13 protein-coding genes and 3 tRNA genes are annotated in these 21,735 nt (G+C 70.1%); 5 read left to right on the top strand and 11 right to left on the bottom strand.

The features are described from left to right. Positions 1–417: 417 nt before the first annotated feature. The gene (locus tag PYR91_RS19500) at positions 418–1,965 is read left to right on the top strand and encodes a hypothetical protein (RefSeq protein WP_279781453.1); all 1,548 of its coding nucleotides are present in this window, start codon (positions 418–420) and stop codon (positions 1,963–1,965) included. A gap of 173 nt (positions 1,966–2,138) precedes the next feature. Here the strand turns inward: PYR91_RS19500 and PYR91_RS19505 are convergent. The 3 genes from PYR91_RS19505 to PYR91_RS19515 form a co-directional block, all read right to left on the bottom strand. After that, positions 2,139–2,211 (bottom strand) — tRNA-Glu (locus PYR91_RS19505). A 39-nt stretch (positions 2,212–2,250) separates the two neighbouring features. Further along, positions 2,251–2,326 (bottom strand) — tRNA-Glu (locus PYR91_RS19510). Positions 2,327–2,530: 204 nt separating this feature from the next. Continuing rightward, positions 2,531–2,602, bottom strand: a tRNA-Gln gene (locus tag PYR91_RS19515). A 196-nt stretch (positions 2,603–2,798) separates the two neighbouring features. On the opposite strand from PYR91_RS19515, the gene PYR91_RS19520 reads away from it, so the two are divergent. Then, positions 2,799–4,796 carry a M3 family metallopeptidase gene (locus PYR91_RS19520; protein ID WP_279781455.1) on the top strand — a complete coding sequence of 666 codons (1,998 nt, stop codon included), beginning with the start codon at positions 2,799–2,801 and terminating at the stop codon, positions 4,794–4,796. A gap of 112 nt (positions 4,797–4,908) precedes the next feature. Here the strand turns inward: PYR91_RS19520 and gltX are convergent, their stop codons facing one another. The 3 genes from gltX to PYR91_RS19535 form a co-directional block, all read right to left on the bottom strand. Beyond that, complete coding sequence (gltX, locus tag PYR91_RS19525; protein WP_279781777.1) at positions 4,909–6,273, bottom strand: glutamate--tRNA ligase; 1,365 nt, start codon at positions 6,271–6,273, stop codon at positions 4,909–4,911. Positions 6,274–6,301: 28 nt separating this feature from the next. After that, positions 6,302–7,078 carry a fumarylacetoacetate hydrolase family protein gene (locus PYR91_RS19530; RefSeq protein WP_279781457.1) on the bottom strand — a complete coding sequence of 259 codons (777 nt, stop codon included), beginning with the start codon at positions 7,076–7,078 and terminating at the stop codon, positions 6,302–6,304. 96 nt (positions 7,079–7,174) lie between these two features. After that, a complete protein-coding gene (locus PYR91_RS19535) occupies positions 7,175–10,726 on the bottom strand; it encodes a HEAT repeat domain-containing protein (RefSeq protein WP_279781459.1) in 3,552 nt (1,183 codons plus the stop codon). A gap of 433 nt (positions 10,727–11,159) precedes the next feature. On the opposite strand from PYR91_RS19535, the gene PYR91_RS19540 reads away from it, so the two are divergent. Both PYR91_RS19540 and PYR91_RS19545 read left to right on the top strand, forming a co-directional pair. Continuing rightward, the gene (locus tag PYR91_RS19540) at positions 11,160–11,552 is read left to right on the top strand and encodes an antibiotic biosynthesis monooxygenase (RefSeq protein WP_279781461.1); all 393 of its coding nucleotides are present in this window, start codon (positions 11,160–11,162) and stop codon (positions 11,550–11,552) included. A gap of 747 nt (positions 11,553–12,299) precedes the next feature. Then, entirely contained in the window at positions 12,300–13,829 is a 1,530-nt protein-coding gene (locus PYR91_RS19545; RefSeq protein ID WP_279781779.1) for a heparinase II/III family protein, read from the top strand. 89 nt (positions 13,830–13,918) lie between these two features. Here the strand turns inward: PYR91_RS19545 and PYR91_RS19550 are convergent, their stop codons facing one another. Both PYR91_RS19550 and cimA read right to left on the bottom strand, forming a co-directional pair. Continuing rightward, complete coding sequence (locus PYR91_RS19550) at positions 13,919–14,296, bottom strand: signal peptidase I (RefSeq protein ID WP_279781462.1); 378 nt, start codon at positions 14,294–14,296, stop codon at positions 13,919–13,921. 68 nt (positions 14,297–14,364) lie between these two features. After that, positions 14,365–15,939, bottom strand: coding sequence for a citramalate synthase (gene cimA, locus PYR91_RS19555; protein WP_279781465.1), 1,575 nt, complete (start codon positions 15,937–15,939; stop codon positions 14,365–14,367). A 326-nt stretch (positions 15,940–16,265) separates the two neighbouring features. On the opposite strand from cimA, the gene PYR91_RS19560 reads away from it, so the two are divergent. Then, positions 16,266–16,916 carry an O-methyltransferase gene (locus PYR91_RS19560; protein WP_279781466.1) on the top strand — a complete coding sequence of 217 codons (651 nt, stop codon included), beginning with the start codon at positions 16,266–16,268 and terminating at the stop codon, positions 16,914–16,916. Between the two features lie 138 nt (positions 16,917–17,054). On the opposite strand, the gene PYR91_RS19565 is transcribed toward PYR91_RS19560, so the two are convergent. The 3 genes from PYR91_RS19565 to serA form a co-directional block, all read right to left on the bottom strand. Next, a complete protein-coding gene (locus PYR91_RS19565; protein WP_279781468.1) occupies positions 17,055–18,152 on the bottom strand; it encodes a branched-chain amino acid aminotransferase in 1,098 nt (365 codons plus the stop codon). Between the two features lie 202 nt (positions 18,153–18,354). Continuing rightward, positions 18,355–19,419, bottom strand: a complete 1,065-nt coding sequence (locus tag PYR91_RS19570; protein ID WP_279781470.1) for a 3-isopropylmalate dehydrogenase — start codon at positions 19,417–19,419, stop codon at positions 18,355–18,357. Positions 19,420–19,960: 541 nt separating this feature from the next. Then, complete coding sequence (serA, locus tag PYR91_RS19575; protein ID WP_279781472.1) at positions 19,961–21,550, bottom strand: phosphoglycerate dehydrogenase; 1,590 nt, start codon at positions 21,548–21,550, stop codon at positions 19,961–19,963. Positions 21,551–21,735 lie beyond the last annotated feature (185 nt).

Genomic DNA, 21,735 nt, shown 5'->3' on the forward strand with positions numbered 1-21,735 from the left:
CGCCGCGCAGGCCCCTCATCGCCCCCTGTTCGGGCGCGCACACCCCGTCACCTTGATCGCGACCCGCGCGGCGCCGTCCCGCGGGTCACGCGTGGCCCGCGGGTAAGGCCCGTCCCAACAGGTGAGGGCGGTGCGAGCCCGCAGGGCAGAGGTACGGCGATTGCCCGCCCAAGCCGTCCTAACTGATTAGAGACGGCCGCCGTCAAGCACTAGCCTGGCGGAGTGACAGATCGCATCGAGGCAGCCGCATCGGAGCTGCGTCCCCTCCTTCAAGAGTTCATTCTCTGGGCGCCGGAGAACGCACCGGACAGTGATCCCGAGATGGTGGGGCCCGCCGCTCTTTGGCATCGCCTGATCGCTCGTGACGACGTCCACGTCTGGAAGCGGGATGATCTTCGCCCGCTCCTGGTGGAACGCATGCCTCAGGTCGTCGAGGATCCCGACGCCGCGGCCGACGCCATGCTTCCCGCCGTACGTGCCTACCTCACGTTCCTGTCCGAGACCGGCCGCCTGGCCAAAGCCTCGGACGGCCTGGACGAGCTTCTCGACGAGCTCGACGCGGTCGAAGACGACTTCGTCGAGGCGATGGAGGAGGCACTCGGCGAAGGCGAATGGGACGAAGAGGAAGAGGAGGATCTCGACGAGGAGGAGGTCGAGGGCCTCGGCGACTTCGAGCCCTTCGCGGACGAGCTGGCCGATCTGCCCACCATCCGCCTGCGTCCGGACGCCGAGCTGGCCACCGCGGCCCGCGCCGTGCCGCTGATCGCCACGGCCCGCGACCTCGCGGTCTGGGTGGGCGCCTCCCGCAAGGTCGGCGAGGACACCCTGCTCAGCGACGACGAGATCCGCGAGGCCCTCGCCGTCGCCGGCCTTCCGGAGCCCGACGAGGTCCCGCTCGCCCACGCCGTCCCGGCGCTGTGGAACCTGTGGAACCTCGCCGTCGACCTGGAGTTCCTCACCCCCGACGGCGAGGACACCGTCAGCGTCGACGAGGACACCTCCGCGTGGCCGTTCGAGAACGACGAGGACGTCCTGGACGCCTGGATGCTCGGCCTGCACTCGGTCGACTACGGCGACCCCGAGCTGGAGGACGACGACCTCACCCTGGCGCTGTCCGGCCTCACCCGGGCGCTGCTGATCCGGCTGCTGCTCGCGGGCGGCCGGCGGCGGCTCGGGGAGCTCTCCGAGGAGCTGGCCGAGGCCGCCGCCGACTTCGACGACCTCGGCTCCGCCGCGTGGGCCGAGGCGGGCGACCCGCTCGCGCCGGTCCTCGAGTGGCTGTCCGGCTACGGCATGATCGCCGTCGACGACGACGAGGTGGGGCTCACGCCGCTCGGCGTGGAGGGCGTGGTCCACCTGCTGGACGACGACGACCTCGAGGTGGACGCGCGCCCCGCGGTCGACGCCATGACCGCCCTCGACCTCCTGTCGCTCAGCGCCGACCTTCCCGAGGAGGAGGCCGACTCCGAGTTCGCCGCCTGGATGAAGCTGCGCGACCCCGCCACGGCCGCCGAGGAGCTGCTGGAGGCCGCCGCCGAGGACGAGGCGGACGCCCTGATCCGGGTCCAGGCCGCCAGCCTGGTCGGCTCGCTCGGGCCGGTGGCCGTCCCCGCCTGGCGCGGGGTGCTCGACGAGCCGTCGCTGCGCCCGTACGCCGCCACGCACCTCACCCAGCTCGGCGTCGAGGACGCCCCCGAGCCCACCCAGAGCGACACGCACTGGCTCATCCTCGACATGTGGACGATCTCCGCGGGTCTGGGTGCGCCGGAGTTCGTCAGCAGCCTGCACGACATCGGCCCGGCGCCGGTGCTGAGCAACCTGCTGGAGGTCATCTGGAAGGTGCCGCACCCGCACGTGGAGGAGCTGCTGGAGGCCATCTCCGAGGCCCACCCCGACAAGCAGGTGGCCAAGACGGCCAAGCGCGCGCTGTTCAAGGCGCGCTCCGGCTCGGCCGACCGCGCCTGACCCGCCCGGCCGGCCGCACGACGACGTGCGGCCGGCTTCGGGACGTGCGGCCGGGGCTTCGGGGCCGGCCCGGTTCGCGCCTGAACTCGTAGTGGGCCCGCCGGGCTGATTCGGGCCGGAAAACGCGGAAACCCCCGGAAGCGATGCTTTCCGAGGGTTCGGCGTTACGTGGGTAGCCCCGACCGGATTCGAACCGGCGCTACCGCCTTGAGAGGGCGGCGTCCTAGGCCACTAGACGACGGAGCCGTGCGATGCCCGACCTGTTGCCAGGTCGTGCGCGCAGTGTGGTAGTCCCGACCGGATTCGAACCGGCGTTACCGCCTTGAGAGGGCGGCGTCCTAGGCCACTAGACGACGGGACCCTGCGCACTGCGTGCCCTGCCGGACCGGTGATCGGAACCGACTGAGGCGCCCCTGCGGACGCCTCGGCAACGGGCGTAACTCTACCGCACCTCGCAGAGCACGGCCAAACCGGTTGTGTGCCGCCCGAGAGGGAAGAGAAAGGTGGGCCTGAAACGACGAACGCGGATGCCCTCGAAAAGGCATCCGCGTTCTCTGGCAACCTGCTGGGGTACCAGGACTCGAACCTAGACTAGCTGAACCAGAATCAGCCGGGCTGCCAATTACCCCATACCCCAATGCTCGCGACCCCGCTGCGGCGGAACTCGCTCGCGACTGGTCGAAAGAATAGCCCAGCTTGGCCGCCAGGACCAAAACGGCGGGCGAATCGGCGGATCCCCCCTGGTGGGCCCCGGAAGCGGGCCTCCCGGTGCCTGACGGCACCCGCCTGTGTAACCCTGCAAGGGAAGCCATCCCATGTGAGGAGCCCGCGCGTTGAGCGAGAACCCCTTCTTCGTCCCCAGTGCCCTGCCGTACGGGCTGCCGCCGTTCGCGCAGATCACCGAAGAGCACTACGCGCCCGCCTTCGAACGCGGCATGGCCGAGCACCTCGCGGAGGTCGAGGCCATCGCCGCCAACCCGGAGCCGGCGACCTTCGACAACACCGTGGCGGCGCTGGAGCGCTCCGGGCAGCTCCTGTACCGCGTCTCCACGGTCTTCTTCAACCAGGCGTCCTCCGACACCAACCCGGCCGTTCAGGAGATCCAGAAGGACGTCTCGCCCAAGCTCACCAAGCACCAGGACGCCGTCCACCTCGACCGCAGGCTCTTCGCCCGGATCGGGGCGATCCCCGTCGAAGGGCTGGACGAGGAGAGCCGCTGGCTGCTGGAGCGGTACGTCACCGACTTCGTCCGGGCCGGCGCCGAGCTGGGCCCCCCGGACCAGGAGCGGCTGAAGCGGCTCAACGAGGAGCTGTCCACGCTGTCGACCCGGTTCGAGCAGAACCTGCTCGCCGACACCAACGCCTCGGCGGTCGTGGTCGAGGACGTCGCCGAGCTGGCGGGCCTGTCCGAGGAGTCGATCAAGGCGGCGGCCGAGACCGCGCGGTCGCGCGGCCTCGCGGGCAAGTACGTACTCACGCTCGTCCTGCCCACCGGGCAGCCGGTGCTGGCCGAGCTGGCCGACCGCGGCCTGCGCGAGCGCGTCCACCGGGCCTCCACCGAGCGGGGCGTGCGTGACAACGCCGAACTGGTCGTCCAGATCGCCCGGCTCAGGGCCGAGCGCGCCAGGCTGCTGGGCTACCGGAACCACGCCGAGTACGTCGTCGCCGACCAGACCGCGCCCGGCGCGCGGGCCGTCACCGAGATGCTCGCCAAGCTCACCCCGGCCGCGGTGGCCAACGCCCACCGGGAGGCCGAGGAACTGCGCGAGGAGGCCGGCTCCGACCTCGCCGCCTGGGACTGGGCGTACTACGCCGAGAAGGTGAGCAAGGCGCGTTACGCCATCGACGGCCGGCTGATGCGGCCGTACTTCGAGCTCGACCGGGTGCTGCGCGACGGCGTCTTCCACGCCGCGGGCGAGCTGTACGGGTTGCGGATCACCGAGCGGTCCGACCTGGCGGGCTACCACCCCGACGTCCGGGTCTTCGAGGTCTTCAACGCCGACGGCTCGCCGCTGGGCCTGTTCCTCGGCGACTTCTACGCCCGGCCGTCCAAGCGCGGCGGCGCCTGGATGAACAGCCTGGTCAAGCAGTCGGCCCTGGAGGGCACGCGGCCGGTGGTGGTGAACAACCTCAACATCGTCAAGCCCCCGGCGGGCGAGCCTACGCTGATGACGTTCGACGAGGTCAACACGATGTTCCACGAGTTCGGCCACGCCCTGCACGGGCTGTTCTCCGACGTGCGCTTCCCGCGGTTCTCCGGCACCGCCGTGCCGCGCGACTTCGTGGAGTACCCCTCGCAGGTGAACGAGATGTGGGCGGTGTGGCCGGAGGTGCTGGCCAACTACGCCCGCCACTGGGAGACCGGCGAGCCCATGCCGCAGGCTCTGGTCGACCGGATGCTGCGGGCGCAGAAGTACAACCAGGGGTACAGGACGGTGGAGTACCTCGCGGCCACGCTGCTCGACTGGGCCTGGCACACCCTGGAGGACGAGGAGCCCGGCGACGCGCGCGAGTTCGAGGCCAGGGTGCTGCGGCACGCCAACGTCGACCTGCCGCTGGTGCCACCGCGCTACCGCAGCACGTACTTCGCGCACATCTGGGCGGGCGGCTACAGCGCCGGGTACTACTCCTACATCTGGAGCGAGGTGCTGGACGCCGACACCGTCGACTGGTTCAAGGAGAACGGCGGCCTGACCCGGGCCAACGGCGACACGTTCCGCAGGGAGCTGCTGTCGCGGGGGGGCAGCGTGGAGGCCATGACGGCCTTCAGGAACTTCCGCGGCCGCGACCCGCGCCTTGAGCCCCTCCTGGAGCGCCGCGGCCTCCTGTGAGCCGTACGGCGGGCCGCCGGGCGTGGTCTCCGGCGGCCCATCGCGGCGGGCCGGCCCGTCGAGGCGGGCCGGGGCGGCGGGTTCGCCCTCCAGGCGTGGTGAGGGCGGCGGGTCAGCCCTCCAGGCGGGTGAGGGCGGCGCGCAGGCGGTCGACGGCCTTCTCGCGGCCGAGGACCTCGATCGACTCGAACAGCGGAAGCCCCACCGTGCGGCCGGTGATCGCGACCCTGACCGGCGCCTGCGCCTTCCCCAGCTTCAGGCCGTGCGCGAGGCCGACCTCCTCCAGGGCGGTCTTGAGCGACTCGGGATCGAACGAGACGGTCTCCAGCCGGGCCAGGTAGTCGCTCAGGATCTCCCGCGCGCCCGGCTTCATGGCCTTGTCCCAGCTCGGCTGGTCGAAGACGGGCTCCTGGAGGAAGAGGAAGTCGACGTTGGCGGTGATCTCCGACAGGACGGCGATGCGCGTCTGCGCCAGCGGGGCCACCTTGGCGAAGGTCTGACGGTCCCAGCTCGGGTCGAGCCACGGGCCGCAGCGCCCGGCGAAGACCTCCGGCGACAGCGCCCGGATGTACTCGCCGTTGAACGCGCGCAGCTTCTTCTCGTCGAAGAACGCCGGCGAGGGGTTGACGTGGGTGAGGTCGAACAGCGGCACCATCTCGGACCAGGGCATGATCTCCCGGTCGTCCCCCGGCCCCCAGCCGAGCAGCATGAGGTAGTTGACCATGGCCTCGGGGAGGTAGCCCTCGTCGCGGTAGGACTCCAGGGCCACCTTGTCGCGGCGCTTGGACAGCTTCTGCCGCTTCTCGTTGACGATGACCGGCACGTGCGCCCAGGTGGGCGGCGCGACGCCGAGCGCCTCCCACAGCAGCTGCTGCTTGGGCGTGTTCGACAGGTGCTCCTCGGCGCGGACGACGTGCGTGATGCGCATCTCGATGTCGTCGACCACGTTGGCCAGCACGAACAGCGGCGAGCCGTCGCCGCGGGCGACGACGAAGTCCTCGATCGCGGGGTTGGGGAACTCGACGCGGCCCCGGACGAGGTCGTCCACCACGGTCTCGCCGTCGTCGGGGGTGCGGAAGCGGACGGCGCCCTCGGTGAGGCCGCGGTCGCGGCAGAAGCCGTCGTAGCCCTGGTGCTCGGAGCCGGTGCGCGCCTTGACGTCCTCCCGGGTGCAGGTGCAGTGGTACGCCCGGCCGTCCGCGACCAGCTTGGCGGCGGCGGCGCGGTGCTGCGCCTCGTACGCCGACTGGAAGTACGGGCCCTCGAAGTACGGCGAGTCGCCGTGGATGCCGATCCAGGCGAGCGCGGAGATGATGCCTTCGGTCCACTCGGGGCGGTTGCGCGCCGCGTCGGTGTCCTCGATGCGCAGCACGAACCGGCCGCCGGCCTGCTCGGCCAGCGCCCAGTTGAACAGCGCTGAGCGGGCGCCGCCGACGTGGAAGATGCCCGTCGGCGAGGGCGCGAAGCGCACCCGCATCGTGGGGGCCGCGGAGCCTTCGGGGAGATCAGTCACGGGGAACCACCCGGTTCGTGAGAGTGCCGATGCCTTCGATGCCCACGCTGACCTCGTCGCCGTCCTCCAGGGGCCCGACCCCTTCGGGCGTGCCGGTGAGGATGACGTCGCCGGGGATGAGGGTCATGACGTCGGTGATGTAGGCGATGAGCTTGGGGATGTCGTGCACGAGCTGTGAGGTGCGCCCGCTCTGCCGCAGTTCGCCGTTCACGGTGGTGGTGATCGCCAGGTCGGCAGGGTCGAGCTGGGTCTGGATCCACGGCCCGAGCGGGCAGAAGGTGTCGAAGCCCTTGGCGCGGGTCCACTGCCCGTCCGAGCGCTGCAGGTCGCGCGCCGTGACGTCGTTCGCGCAGGTGTACCCGAAGATCACCTCATGCGCCCGCTCGATCGGCACCTCCCGGCACAGCCGCCCGATGACGACCGCCAGCTCGCCCTCGTAGTCGACCCGCTCGGACAGCCGGTGCGGGTACATGATCGCCTCGCCGTGCCCGATGACGGCGGTGGACGGCTTGGAGAAGATCAGCGGCTCCTCGGGAACCTCGTTGCCCATCTCACGCGCGTGCTCGGCGTAGTTCCTGCCCACCGCGATCACCTTGCTGGGCAGCATCGGAGCCACCAGCCGCACCTCCTGAAGCGGATACCGCTCCCCGGTGAACTGGATCTCCCCGAACGGATGCCCGCTCAGCCGAGAGACGAACTCCTCCCCCTGCCCCCCCTCAACCGCCCCGAAAGCAACCCCGTCACCCGTAGAGAACCTAGCGATACGCACCCCCCAAGGCTAGTGCCGCCACCAGGCCCCGAAAGACGACCCTCAGCGCTTCCCACGCCAAGCCGCGCACACGGCCCCATCACCGGCGGAACGCCGTCACTCCGGCTCCTGACCGCTCGGCAAGGCGATATCAGGAAGGTCGTCCACCTCGAACTCCGGCACACAAAGAGCCATCCGCGAGACCCAAGGCGAGCTGTCCGCGAAACTGCCGCCCGCCCGCTCTTCAGCCATGCTCAGAGCATGCGAGGAACCGAAGTGCCTCGCCAACACCCCCCAGGCCGTCCGGCGCACATACTCGTCAGAATCTTCCACAGCACGCCCCAGCACCACCGGCAGTACAGCCGCGTCGGCGACCCGACCCCTCAACGCCGCCACCGCCGCCAGCCGCACATCTCGGTGGGGATCTTCCACGGCACGCCCCAGCAACAGCGACAGTACAGCCGTATCGGTGATCCGGCGCTCCAGCATCGTCGACGCCACAGCTCGTACCGACGGATCCGAATCATCCACGGCGCGCCCCGACAACACGGGTAGCACGGCCGCGTCAGCCGCCTCCCCCAGTGCCTGCACCGCCACCAATCGCACGACCTCCACCGGATCTTTCACGGCACGCTCCATCACCACGGACAGCACAGCCGCGTCGGCGATTCGGCCCCCCAACGCCCACACCGCCGCTTGTCGCACGCTCGCGTGTCGGTCTCTCACGGCACGTTCAAGCATCATCGAAAGCACCGCCGGGTCATCGCCCTCCCCCAATGCCGCCACAGCCGTCTGCCGCACCACCTCTTCGGGATCTTGCAAGAAGCGCGTCAACAACCGCGGATCACCCACTCCCGCCAGCGCGCGTACCGCCGCCGACCGCACGGACTCGTCCGGATCCTCAACCGCGCGCCGCCGCAGCATCGCGTGCACCGCTGAATCGGAGTGGCCCGTCAACACCCCCACCGCTACGAACCGCACGTGCGCCTGACCGTCCTCGACAGCACGCTTCAGCAGCAGCCGCAGCACCGCCGGGTCATCCATCCGACCCGCCAAAGCCGAAACGGCCCACAGCCGGGATATCGCATCCCCCTCGTCGACGGCGCACTTCAGCAAGATCTGCAGAGCCGCCGGATCACCCACTCGACCGGCCAACGCCCCCACCGCGACCCGTCGAACAACGGGATCTCGATCAGCCGACCAGTGGACGCAGCGGGCGTACACCTGCGGCCTTTTGACGCACCGGCGCAGAACATCGCCGATCAGCCCTGGATAGATGTCGGAGGTGGTGCGAACAGCCCCCAGGAGGATGTCAAGCAGTCGATCATCCTCGGGGCAGACGGCGGCGACGATTCTGCTGCCGCATTCGAGGGCACGCTTATGCCGGAGAGCCGCGCCCCGCCTGACGTACCAGTCCAGGAAGCACTCGGAATGAGGCCACGGGACGCCTACTGATTCGACGGCTGGGACGATCTCCTCGTCGAGCAGGGCACTGGTACGAACGTCCCCGTCTTCCACCTGGTGTTCGATCAGTTGGATCACGCGGATCAGGACGCGCTCCGCCGCCGTCTCCAGGGCACCTGAGAGACGTTTCTCGGCCAGGCATTGGACGGCCAACGCGATGTTCCACGGAGGGCCGGTGGTGGTGAACGCCCAGGGCCAGGGCCAGTTCACCTCGTCGGCGAGGTAGATGACGATGTCGGCGGTGCGGGCGTCGGTGACCATGCCGGCTATGAGGCGCAGGACTTCGCGCCAGGCCGGGTCGTTCCAGTGGGTGCCGAAGAGGTTGGTCTTGAGGTCGTCCATGGTCATGGTGCCGTGGCGTTCCAGCTGCCAGCGGTAGGCGTCGGCGCAGAAGTACTCCAGGAAGGCCCGGTGCACGAAGCCGTAGAGCTCGGTGCCGTAGCGGCTGAGGATGAAGTTGCGTTCGCGGAACTGCTGGATCATCACGTTGGCGATGGCCGTAGCTTTCGCGGGGGTGTAGCCGAAGCGGCTGCCGCGCAGGTAGGACTCGAACTCCTCGCGGAGTTCGTCGGCGGTCAGGTAGTTGCCGCCCGTGCCGCCTCGGCCGCCCTCCTGCATGCGCAACGCGATGCGCCGCAGCAGCTCACGCTTCTCCTCCTCGCCGACGTACTCGCTCTCCAGGCGCTTGTCGCGCAGGTATCGCTCCACGTCCCAGCGCTGGACGAGCACCGTGGCGGCGAAGTCGTAGACCTTCCAGCGCTCGCGGGGCAGCTCCTGGTGGCGGCCGATGATGGCGAGGATGGTCAGGAGCAGAGGGTTACCGGCCATCTCGCGGATCGACCGGGCGTTCTCGACGGCGGTGAGGATGCGCTCGGTGCGCGGGCCCGCGTCGGCGGGGCGGTCGTGCAGGGCGAGGGCGTACCAGGAGGTGAGGAACTCCCTGATCTGGTCGGTGCTGAGGTCCTGCAGGGTGGCGTGCGCGAAACCGGCGTCGGTGAGCACCGTCTTGCCGTAGCCGATGATGCGGGAGGTGACCAGCACGCGGGTGGCGGGGTAGTGGGCGGCGAAGGCCGCGATGCGCCGGGTGACGGTGGCCCGTTGCTCGGGGTCGAAGATCTCGTCCAGGCCGTCGAAGATGACGAGTGCCTGGCCGCCCTGGGAGAGGTAGCTGTGCAGGGGCCCGCGTGGCAGGCCGCGTGTCTCGGTGCGGTGCAGGTAGTCGACGAAGTCCAGGAAGGTCTCGTATCCCGCGCCCATGTAGCTCTTCAGCTCGATCAGCAGCGGCAGGTGCCCCTCCAGGGCCGGGACGTCGTCCGCCCGGCCGGTCAGGGCGAGGGTGAGGTACCGGGCCAGGGTCGACTTTCCGGCGCCGGGGTCTCCCAGGAGGACGACGTTCCGCGACTCGGCGGAGGTGAGGAACTCGAAGACCTCGCGGCACGGCCGTTCCCGGTAGGCGTGGGCGAGGCGGCGCACCTCGTCGATGTCGATGTCCTCGGGGATGTCCTTCTCGTCGATGTTGCCCTCGGCGCGGATCCACTGCCGTAGTTCCTTGGGGAGTTCGAGGGGCGGCAGGTCCTCGCGCACGTCCTGCTCGACGAAGACGGAGCCGAGGGCGAAGCGCATCTCGTCGGCGTACTGGGGAGGGGTGAGCGTCTCCAGGTCCAACCGGCTGTACTGCTTGGCGAGCTGTTTGTAGTAGGTCTTGACGATCTCCGGGTCGAGGTACGGGCCCGACGGCAGTACCGGTTCCCGCGGGCCGAGCGTGTGGTGGACCGCCGTCGCGACCTGGCGGGCGAGCTCTTCCGGTGTGGAGAAGAAGCTGACGCCATGAGCTCGGGCCAGTTCCTCCCTCAGCGCGTCGATCTTCGTGCTGTCCCGGTCGATCATCGAGCGTGGTCTGGGGGCGTCCTCGTGCAGGAGGAAGATCAGGCAGGGAATGCCCGCTTCTACGGCGGCGCGGTATTCCAGCTCCGTGATCGCCCGGGTCTCGCCGTCCGGCACGTAGCCGTAGCGGAAGGCGAAGACGCCGATGTAGAGGTCGCACTCCCGCACGTCACGCAGGCACTTCTCCAGCGGGGGACGGGTGTCGGCGACGTACGCCTCCATGGCCACGCCGTGGACGCGCATCCCCTCCAGCGCCTGCCGTACGGCGGCCCGCTCCTGGACCAGGTCCCGGTACGTGGCCGAGACGTACGCCTTTTTCATGCGGAGAATCCTAGATTCTTATGCGCTGCTGTATGGGGGGTAATAACACCGAGTATTGCGGAATGAGCGATACGGCCGCCGGGAATGTGTTCCGTCCGCGCAGTAAATCCGCACGAATACCGCATTATGGTCGAAGCGCCATGCCGAAACGTGTTGCTGGAGACACGGCACCGCGCCGTACCGGGGGCAGGCGGCCGAGGCGGTGTGGGAGATCGAACGTGGTCCTAGCGGGATCCGCGGCACCGCGCCACATGGCGTGACGAGGACGGCGTGAGCGGGTGACGGGGTGGGCGGCGGGGGTGGAACGTATGGTGTCGTTGACAGGGCTTCCGGATCATGGCCGTCGGTGGGGCGGCCCCGTCCGGTTCGGCCCCGTGTTGGGCGGGATCGGTCGCCGGCCGGTTCCTGACCGGTTGCTACTGAGGAGGTTCCTGTGCCGGTTGTGAAGATCAACGTGCTGACCGTTCCGGCCGAGATGCGGGAGGAGCTGGAGCGCCGTTTCGCCGGCCGGGCCGGGATGGTGGAGTCCTCCGACGGCTTCGAGTGGTTCGAGCTGCTCAAGCCGGTCGAGGGCACCGACAGGTACATGGTGTACACCCGCTGGCGCAGCGAGGAGGACTTCCAGCGCTGGCAGTCCAGCCAGGCCTTCCAAGCGGGCCACGCCCAGGCCTCCTCCGAGGCGGCCGCCCAGGGCCACGGCCATGGTCAAGCGGGCCACGGCCACGGCCAGGCCGAAGGCCACGGTCACGGCCAGTCCCGCGGCCCCGCCGCCACCGGCTCAGAAATATGGTCCTTCGAAGTCATCCAGAGCACCGGCCCCGCCTAGGCCGCTGCCGCGACATCCCTGCCCCGTCAGCCGGCCGGGCCGGGCGCCGTAAGCGGCGCCGACTTCGACGTCCGTGGTACTCACCGTCGCGGCGCCGAACGGGGGCGGTCAGGCGGAGCCGGGAGGTACCGGACCGATCCCGGGGAGAGGCTGCGGGCCGGCCCTGCTTGGGCCGCTGTCGCGAGACCTCTGCCCGGTCAGCCGGCCGGGCCGGGCGCCGTAAGCGGCGCCGACTTCGACGTCCGTGGTACTCACCGTCGCGGCGCCGAATGGGGGGCGGTCAGGCGGAGCCGGGAGGCCGGACCGGGCCCGGGCAGCGGCCCGGGGCAGCGGACCGGGCCCCCGGCGAGGCAGCGGAACGGGACCGGGAGAGGCAGCGGAACGCCCCGCAGGGTGGCGGCGGGGCGACTCTTAGGAGAGCGGTGGGACGGGGCGGGGGCGGTGGGTGGGCAACTGGTTGTTAACGATGTGACTCTGGGGGGTTGGGTGGCTTGACCGGTCTGGTGGGGTTTGGAGAGCATTCGGGTCTTACACCTTGGTCTAGGAGGAACTGGCGTGCGTCGCCGGACTCGGTTGCTCGGTTGTGTCTTGTCGGTTCTGTTGGCTGGCGGGGTGGTCGCTACTCAGGCGGCGCCCGCTGGTGCTCTTGAGGGAGCGGCCAAGCGGACGGCCCTTGAGGGGGCGGCCAAGCGGACGGCTGAGTGTCAGGGGGACTGGATTCCCGCTACGCCTACCTCGGCGCAGGTGATGTCGGGGGAGGTGCAGTTCCTCGACCTCGCGCCGGTGAAGATCGGTAAGAAGATCGACTGGCGGTGGAGTCCATACAAGAACCGGTCCTGGGACATGGTGTTCTCGTCGCTGCGGTGGGTCGGCAGGCTGGTGGCCGACTACGAGACGTCCGGTGAGGAGAAGTACCTGGCCCGCGCCACCGAGCTGATCAAGAGCTGGGTGGCGAGCAACCCGCGCGGCAGCTCGCGGGCGAGCCGGTACGCCTGGGACGAGCACCCGATCGCGCTGCGCGCGCCGGTGCTCGTCTGCCTGAGCAAGCACGTCAAGGCGTCCTGGCTCACGGGCAGCCTGGTGGACCACGGGAAGGTGCTGGCCGACCCGAGGCTGTACCAGAAGGGCCACAACCACGGCCTCGACCAGGACATCGCGCTGCTGCGCATCGGCTGCCGCACCGCCCGCAAGGAGTGGGCGTCGCTCGCCGTCCGGCGCATGACCGGGACGGTGAAGCTCGGCGTCGACTCGCAGGGCGCGCTGCTGGAGCAGGCGCCCCGGTACGGCGTGTACGTGCGCGAGCGGCTCAAGGTCGCCATGGAGTCGATCGAGGACTGCGGCCGGAAGGTGCCGTCGGAGATCACCAAGCGCTGGGAGTCGCTGGCGGGCTACATCACCCACGCCACCAAGCCCGACGGCTTCATGGTGCCGATCGGCGACGGCGCCGCCGACGTCAGGCCCTCCGGGTACGAGCACCCCGCCAAGAAGGTCCAGATCTTCAAGGCGGGGTATGTCTTCGGGCGCACCGAGTGGGACGAGCCCGAGTCGGCGTACTACTCGATCCGCTTCGGGCCCGGGCTGAAGTACCACGGGCACGAGGACCACCTCGGCGTCACCTACGCCGCGCAGGGGCGCGACGTGCTGGTGGAGGCGGGCTTCCACTCCTACGAGAACACCGCCTACCGCTACTGGACGATGTCGCCGGAGGCGCACAACGTGCCGGTCGTCGTCGGCAAGCCGTTCCGCGCCCGGACGGCCACGGCGCTGACGCACTCCTCGGTCAAGAGCGACCGGCAGGCGTACAAGTTCACCGACAAGGCCTACGGCGTCAGCCGCACCCGCTCGGTTCTGGTCAGCCACGGCGACGACCTCATGGCCGTCCTGGACACCGTGCCGTCGGGCAACAGGGCACGCAGCTACTGGCACCTGGACCCCGACCTGTCGCCGACCTCCACCAGCGGCGGCCGGATCGTCGTGAAGGACCGCGACGGGTGGAAGGCCACGGTCGTGCAGCTCGCGATGCCCTCGTGCAAGCCGGTCGGCGGCCAGGCGGTCGTGCGCGGCAAGACCAACCCGTACCAGGGCTGGATCTCCCCGTCCTACATGCGCAAGGTGCCCGCGTCGGTGGTCGTCTCCCCCGCCGCGAAGTCCCTGCTCACCATCGTCGTCCCCGGCACGGGCGACCCGGACGTCACCTGCTCGGGCACCCGAGTCACGGCCAAGACCGCCGACGGCAGCGTCTCCTTCCGCGCCTCCGCCTCCGGAACCCTGTCGTAGCGGCCCCGCCGTAGCGGCCCGTCATCAGCCGGTGCGAAATGCGGCCAGGTGACGGGCAGGCCGCCCCGAGGCGGGCCGGCCGAGAGCGGTCACTCCGGATCCGGCGGGGAGACGGCGTAGCCGGGGACGGAGGGCCAGCGGACGGTGAGCACCACCGACTCCTCCTCGGCGTACCAGGAGTGGTCGACGCCCTGACCCCACACCACGTAGTCGCCGCGCTCGGCCAGCAGGACGCTGCGGCCGGGCAGCTCCACGCGGAAGCGGCCGCTGATCAGGATGAGCAGCGCCTTGCGCTTCTCCCCCACGACCCACCGCGCCCGCTCGTCGCCGCGCTGGTGCACGCCCCACTTGATCTCCACCTCGTCGCTGTGCCGGACGTCGCCGGGCGGCTTGAAGTGGCCGAGCAGCCAGCCTCGGTCACCCGCCGCGTCCGCGTCCGCGCGCCCCACGTACACCTCGTCCCGCACGAGCGGCGAGGTTACCGGAACGTCGGACCCGCCGCAGAAGGGGGCAGCGAGGCCGGGGGCCAGAGGGGTCAGGTGCCGTGGCCGGCGCGCAGGAGGCCGTAGGTGACGGCCTGCTCCAGCGCCTGCCAGGAGGCCTCGATGATGTTCTCGTCGACGCCGACCGTGGCCCACTCGCCGGTGGCGTCGCTGGAGGTGATCAGGACGCGGGTCACCGCGCCGCTTCCGTGCGTGCCCTCCAGGATGCGCACCTTGAAGTCGATCAGCTCGACCGACGCCAGCTCGGGGTACAGCTTCTCCAGCGCGAGCCGGACGGCGCGGTCGAGCGCGTTGACCGGGCCGTTGCCCTCGCCGGTGGCGACGATGCGCTCCTCCTTGGTGAGCAGCTTCACCGTGGCCTCGCTGACGACGTCCCCGCTGGGGCGCCGCTCGACGATCACCCGCCACGACTCGACGGTGAAGTGCCGCCGGCGCTCGCCGGTGACCGTGTCGCGCAGCAGCAGCTCGAAGGAGGCGTCGGCGGCCTCGAAGGTGTGCCCGCTGGACTCCAGCTCCTTCACCCGGTCGATCAGCTCGCGCGACTGGGCGGCGGTCAGGGCGTAGCCCAGCTCCTTGCCCTTCAGCTCGACCGACGCGCGGCCGGCCATGTCGGAGACCAGCATGCGCATGTCGTTGCCGACCTCGGCCGGGTCGATGTGCTGGTAGAGGTTGGGGTCGACCTTGATCGCGCTGGCGTGCAGGCCGGCCTTGTGGGCGAAGGCCGAGACGCCGACGTAGGGCTGGTGGGAGTTGGGCGTGACGTTGGTGACCTCGCTGATCGCGTGCGCGATGCGCGTCATGTCGGACAGCGACTCGGTCGGCACCAGCTCGAAGCCCCGCTTGAGCTGGAGGTTGGCGACGACGGTGAACAGGTTGGCGTTGCCCGACCGCTCGCCGTACCCGTTGGCGCAGCCCTGGACGTGGGTGGCGCCCGCCTGGACGGCGGCCAGGGAGTTGGCCACCGCACAGCCGGTGTCGTCGTGGCAGTGGATGCCGACGCGGGCGCCGGTGCCGACGGCCTTCTGGACGACCTCGGCCAGCTCGTCCGGCAGCATGCCGCCGTTGGTGTCGCACAGCGCGACGACGTCGGCGCCGGCCTCGGCCGCGACGAGCAGGACCTCCAGGGCGTAGGCCGGGTTGGACTTGTAACCGTCGAAGAAGTGCTCGGCGTCGAGGAAGACGCGCTGCCCCTCCCCGGCCAGGTGGGAGACGGTGTCGCGGATCATCGCGAGGTTCTCGGCCAGGGTGGTGCGCAGCGCCAGTTCGACGTGCCGGTCGTGACTCTTGGCGACAAGGGTCACGACCGGCGCGCCGGATTCGCGCAGAGCGGCGACCAATGGGTCGTCGGCCGCCCGCACACCGGCTCGGCGGGTCGCGCCGAACGCGGCGAGCTGCGCGTGCCTCAGGTCGAGCTCTGTTCGAGCCCGCCGGAAGAATTCGGTGTCCTTGGGGTTGGCGCCCGGCCAGCCCCCCTCGATGAAGCCCACGCCCATGCCGTCGAGGTGCCGGGCGATGGCGAGCTTGTCGACGACGCTGAGGGACAGCCCCTCTTGTTGGGCGCCGTCACGGAGCGTGGTGTCGTACACGTGGAAGCGGTCGTCAGCCATCGTGGCCCTCTCCTTCGGAGGTCGGGGTGCTTTCCGTTCGCCGCGCGGGGCACGGCCACTCGGGCCGGAACCCAGGCCCAAACAAAAAGACCCCTCACGGACGTGAGAGGTCTGCGCGCCGGTGGGTTCCCTAACTCAGCCGGCGCGCCTGCCGATAATGTGCAGACGAGAGAACATGGTGCGCTCAGTGTGCCACATCGCGCCAGCATGTGGCACATCGCTCCCACCATCCGAGACGGAACGTGTGGCGAGAACTGGGGTCCCCCTAGGCGCGACATGCCGCGATGACGTGGTGGCCGGGCCCCGGGACGGTGAGAATGGCGGCCATGAAGGCTTTCTCGTTCATCAATCCCGGTGTCGCCGAGTACATCCAGGGCCACACGACACCGCCCGACACCGTGCTCAGGGAGCTCGCCGAGGAGACCGTCGCCGTCACCGACGACAGCGCGGTCATGCAGATCTCCCCCGAGCAGGGCACCTTCCTCACGATGATCACCCGCATCAGCGGCGCCAGGAACGCCGTGGAGGTGGGCACGTTCACCGGCTACTCGTCGATCTGCATCGCCCGGGGGCTCCCGGAGGGCGGCAGGCTGACGTGTTTCGACGTCAGCGAGGAGTGGACGTCCATCGCCCGCAAGTACTGGGAGAAGGCGGACGTCGCCCACCTGGTGGAGCTGCGCATCGGCCCGGCGGCCGAGACCCTGACGAGCTTCCCGGTGCGCCCGGAGATCGACCTGGCGTTCATCGACGCCGACAAGGCGGGCTACCCGGTCTACTACGAGGCCGTCATGTCGCGGCTGGCCCCCGGCGGGATCATCCTGGTGGACAACACGCTGCGGCACGGCAGCGTCGCCGACTACACCGACGGCGAGGCGGCGCTGATGCGCGAGTTCAACGACCTGGTGCTGGCCGACAGCCGGGCGACCAGCACGATCCTGCCGATCGCCGACGGCCTCACGTTCGTGCGCAAGCACTGATCGGCCCGAGCCGGCCGGCACCAGGGCCGGCGGCCGCCACCCCGGGGCGCCCTCACGAGCGCCCAGGGGGCGGGGGTCCTGTCTGTGGATGCTCACCGGCCCGCCCGCCCAGCGGGAGGACATGGGCGGCGGAGGGTCCTAGCAGATCTTGTGGATCCAGTCGTGCGGGTCGGGGCGGGTGCCGTACTGGATGCCCATCAGCTCCTCACGCAGGCGCATGGTGAGCGCGCCGGGGGTGCCGTCGCCGACCGTCCACCCGCCGTCGACGCCCTTGACCGAGCCGACCGGCGTGATCACCGCGGCCGTTCCGCAGGCGAAGACCTCGGTGAGCTCGCCCGACTCGCAGCCGGCCCGCCACTCCTCGATCGAGATCCTGCCCTCCTCGGCCGTCAGGCCGAGGTCGGCGGCGAGGGTGAGCAGCGAGTCGCGGGTGATGCCGCCCAGCAGGGTGCCGGTCAGGGCGGGGGTGAGCAGGCGGTCGCCGAAGACGAAGAACAGGTTCATCCCGCCCATCTCCTCGACGTAGCGGTGCTCGAAGGCGTCCAGCCAGACGACCTGGTCGCAGCCGTTCTCGACGGCCTGGCGCTGGGCGACGAACGCCGCGGCGTAGTTGCCGCCGCACTTGGCGAAGCCGGTGCCGCCGGGCGCGGCGCGGGTGTAGTCGCGCGACAGCCAGACCGAGACCGGCTTGACGCCGCCCGCGAAGTACGCCCCGGCGGGCGAGGCGATGACCATGTACTTGTAGGTGCGCGAGGGGTAGTTGACGCCCAGCGCCGGCTGCGTCGCGATCATGAAGGGGCGCAGGTAGAGGCTTTGGCCCTCGGCCCTGGGCACCCACTCGCGGTCGGTCTGGACGAGCAGCTCCAGCGACTCGACGAAGGCGTCCTCGGGCAGCTCGGGCATGGCCATGCGGACGGCCGACCGGTTGAACCGCGTGGCGTTGGCGTACGGCCGGAAGCAGACGATCGACCCGCTCGTCTGCCGGTAGGCCTTCATGCCCTCGAACAGCTCCTGGGCGTAATGGAAGACCGACGTGGCCGGGTCGAGGGTCAGCGGCCCGTACGGCATGAGGCGGGCGTCGTGCCAGCCCCGCCCCTCGGTCCAGTCGACGGAGATCATGTGGTCGGTGAAGTGCTGGCCGAACCCGGGATCGGCGAACACCTGCTCGCGCTCGGCCGGAGTGCGAGCGGTGCCGGTGAGCTGCACGTCATAGCTGAGCTGCTGAGCGGTGGTCATGTCGAAGGTTCCTTCTCTACTCTTCGTGGTCTCGCCTGCATCCATTCTGCGACGGACCAGGTAACGGGAAACTACTGCATCATCTGGACATCTGGGAGTGCCCGTACGGAGCGGTTAGGGTGCCGCACGACCCCGGGAACGCGAAACGCGCACGGCGCCCCGGTCAGGGCCGCCATGCGCGTCGGTCGGCGTGGGCGGCCTCTCAGCCGGATACTCGGCCGGCGATGTCGTCGCCGATCTCTCGGGTGACCCGGCTCGCGCCGGCCACCTCGCGACCGGCCAGGTCGTCGGCGACGGCGCGCTCGATGCGGGCCGCCTCGTCGGCCATGCCGAGGTGGTCGAGCATCATGGCGACGGACAGGATGGTGGCCGTGGGGTCGGCCTTGCCCTGCCCGGCGATGTCGGGGGCGCTGCCGTGCACCGGCTCGAACATGCTCGGCGCCCAGTACGGCGAGCCCACCGGCGAGGGGTTGATGTTGCCGCTGGCGGCCAGGCCGATGCCGCCGGCGATGGCCGCGCCGATGTCGGTGAGGATGTCGCCGAAGAGGTTGTCGGTGACGACGACGTCGAACCGCTGCGGCTGGGTGACGAAGAACATCGAGGCGGCGTCGACGTGGCAGTAGTCGGTGGTGACCTCGGGGTACTCGGCGGAGACCCGCTCGACGACACGCGCCCACAGGTCGCCGGCGAAGGTGAGCACGTTGGTCTTGTGCACCAGGGTGAGCTTCCTGCGCGGCCGGGCCATGGCCTTGTCGAAGGCGTAGCGCACGACCCGCTCCACCCCGAAGGCGGTGTTGAAGCTCTCCTGGGTGGCGATCTCCTGCGGGGTGCCGCGGCGCATGACGCCGCCGGCGCCGGCGTACGGCCCCTCGGTGCCCTCGCGAACGACGATCATGTCGATGTCGCCGGGGCCTGAGGCGGCGAGCGGGGTGCGCACGCCGGGGAAGAGCTTCACCGGGCGGAGGTTGACGTAGTGGTCGAGCGTGAAGCGCAGCTTGAGCAGGAGGTCGCGCTCCAGCACGCCGGGCGGGACGCTGGGGTCGCCGACGGCGCCGAGCAGGATGGCGTCGTAGCCGCCGAGCTCGGCGAGCACCTCGTCGGGCAGCGTCTCGCCGGTGGCGTGGTACCGGGCGGCGCCGAGATCATAGGTGGCGGTCTCGGCCTTGAGGCCCACGGCGTCGAGGACCTTCAGCCCCTCGGCGACCACCTCGCTGCCGATACCGTCTCCGGGAATGACGGCAAGACGGATGCTCTGGGAATCCCGCATGCTCGTACCTTACAGGCCCGTCTCGGTTGATGAACACCACATCTCACGATCCGGACCCCCCTATCACTGGTCGGGGGCGCCGCCGTTGTCGCGGCGGTCGAGGGCGACCTGCACGGGCTCGGGCGCCTCGTCCTCGTGACGTGGCTCTTCGGGACGGTTCCAGGGATACATGTCATACATGGCAAGGTCTCGTTCGCTCGACGGCGCGCGACGGACGATCGCGCGATGGTGGCGTGGAACGGACTCCGATCGAGAATCCGGGCCTGGGGCTCCGCCACGTGATCCGGGTCGCGGATCGAACGGGCTCGGCGGCCGACGCGCGTTCCGCGGCGGGTGGCCGGCCCTGGTCGGGCCCCGCAGCGGCAGGTGACGAGTACGTGAACCTGGCACGTCGTCCTCCCACACGTTACCCGCAGGTAGCGAAGATGTCTTGTAGGACGACCTAGTATCTCGCTATCTGAGATGAGTCGTCCGGGCCCGGAACCGCAGGAAGCCCGTCCACTGGGACGGGCTTCCTGGTCGTACGCGTGACGCGGAGCGGTCAGTCGGTGAGGTCGACGGTGCGGCCGCCCTCGGCGCCGATCTCGGCGGCGATCTGGTCGACGACGTCGGCCGGGATGGCGGAGTCGACGGTGAGCGCGATGAGCGCCTCACCGCCCTTGGCGTCCCGGGAGACCTGCATGGACGCGATGTTGACCTCGCGCTCGCCGAGGATGCGGCCCACGATGCCGACGATGCCGGGCCGGTCGACGTAGTTGAAGAACGCCAGGTGGTCGGTGGGCTCGATCTCCATCGGGAAGCCGTTCACCTCGACGATCTTGGTGACCTGGCGCGGGCCCGACAGCGTGCCCGACACCGAGACCGTGCGGCCGTCGGCCAGCACGCCGCGCACGGTGACCACGTTGCGCCAGTCGGGGCTCTCCTCGCTGGTGACCAGCTCGACGGTGACCCCGCGGTCCTTGGCGAGCAGCGGCGCGTTGACGTAGGTGACGGCGTCCTCCACCACGTCGGTGAACACGCCCTTGAGCGCGGCCAGCTCCAGCACGCGCACGTCGTGGGCGGCGATCTCGCCGCGGATCTCGACGTCCAGCCGCGTGGCGACCTCCCCGGCCAGGGCGGTGAAGACCCGGCCGAGCTTCTCGGCCAGCGGCAGGCCGGGCTTGACGTCCTCGGCGACGGCGCCGCCCTGGACGTTGACGGCGTCGGGCACGAACTCGCCGGCCAGCGCCAGCTTGACGCTGCGGGCCACCTGCGTGCCGGCCTTCTCCTGCGCCTCGTGGGTGGAGGCGCCCAGGTGCGGGGTGACCACGACGCTGTCGAGCTCGAACAGCGGGCTGTCGGTGCAGGGCTCCTTGGAGAACACGTCGATGCCGGCGCCGGCGACCCTGCCCTCCTTGATCGCGGTGTAGAGGGCGGCCTCGTCGACGATGCCGCCGCGGGCGACGTTGATGATGCGCACCGACGGCTTGACGATGTGCAGCTCGCGGTCGCCGATGAGCCCGAGGGTCTCCTTGGACTTCGGCAGGTGCACCGTGATGAAGTCGGCCTGCTCCAGCACCTCCTCCAGGGAGAGCAGGCGGACGCCCATCTGCGCGGCGCGCGCCGGCTGCAGGTAGGGGTCGTAGGCGATGAGCTCCACGCCGAACGGCGCCAGGCGCTGGGCCACGAGCTGGCCGATGCGGCCCAGGCCGAGGACGCCCACCACCTTCTCGTCCAGTTCGATGCCGGTGTACTTGGACCGCTTCCACTCCCCGCCCTTCAGGGCGGAGTGGCCCTGGGCCACGTTGCGCGCGCTGGCGAGGATGAGGGCGACGGTGTGCTCGGCCGCGCTGACGATGTTGGAGGTCGGCGCGTTGACGACCATGACGCCGGCCTTGGTGGCGGCCCCGACGTCGACGTTGTCGAGCCCGACGCCGGCCCGCGCGACCACGCGCAGGCGGGGGGCGTGCGACAGCGCCTCGGAGTCCACCTGGGTGGCGCTGCGAACGATCAGCGCGTCCGCCTCGGCGAGCGCCGGCAGGAGACTGGATCGATCGGCGCCGTCGGTGTGACGGACCTCGAAGTCCGCGCCGAGCACGGCGAGACCTGCTTCGGAGAGCTCCTCTGCGACCAAGACGACGGGCTTGTTCACTGGTGGTCCTTCGGGAAGTGCGGATGCACGGACAGGCACCGAGTGTATCGGGGCTTGTGAAACGACTCACGAGCGCTCACCATTCGAGACGACGGCTCGCGGTTACCCATCTACACTAGATCCCACCCCAAGGCCGCCATCTTGGTATTGATCACAACATTTCTTGACGATTAGGCTGATAAGCT

It is taken from the genome of Sphaerisporangium sp. TRM90804 (genome assembly GCF_029846175.1).
GTDB lineage: Bacteria > Actinomycetota > Actinomycetes > Streptosporangiales > Streptosporangiaceae > Sphaerisporangium.

Bases quoted from the DNA above. Each gene is read 5' to 3' on its own strand.
- PYR91_RS19500 (WP_279781453.1), top strand. From the start codon at position 418: ATGCCTCAGGTCGTCGAGGATCCCGACGCCGCGGCCGACGCCATGCTT.
- gltX (WP_279781777.1), bottom strand. From the start codon at position 6,273: ATGCGGGTGCGCTTCGCGCCCTCGCCGACGGGCATCTTCCACGTCGGC.
- PYR91_RS19535 (WP_279781459.1), bottom strand. From the start codon at position 10,726: ATGAAAAAGGCGTACGTCTCGGCCACGTACCGGGACCTGGTCCAGGAG.
- PYR91_RS19545 (WP_279781779.1), top strand. From the start codon at position 12,300: ATGTCGGGGGAGGTGCAGTTCCTCGACCTCGCGCCGGTGAAGATCGGT.
- cimA (WP_279781465.1), bottom strand. From the start codon at position 15,939: ATGGCTGACGACCGCTTCCACGTGTACGACACCACGCTCCGTGACGGC.
- PYR91_RS19560 (WP_279781466.1), top strand. From the start codon at position 16,266: ATGAAGGCTTTCTCGTTCATCAATCCCGGTGTCGCCGAGTACATCCAG.
- PYR91_RS19565 (WP_279781468.1), bottom strand. From the start codon at position 18,152: ATGACCACCGCTCAGCAGCTCAGCTATGACGTGCAGCTCACCGGCACC.
- PYR91_RS19570 (WP_279781470.1), bottom strand. From the start codon at position 19,419: ATGCGGGATTCCCAGAGCATCCGTCTTGCCGTCATTCCCGGAGACGGT.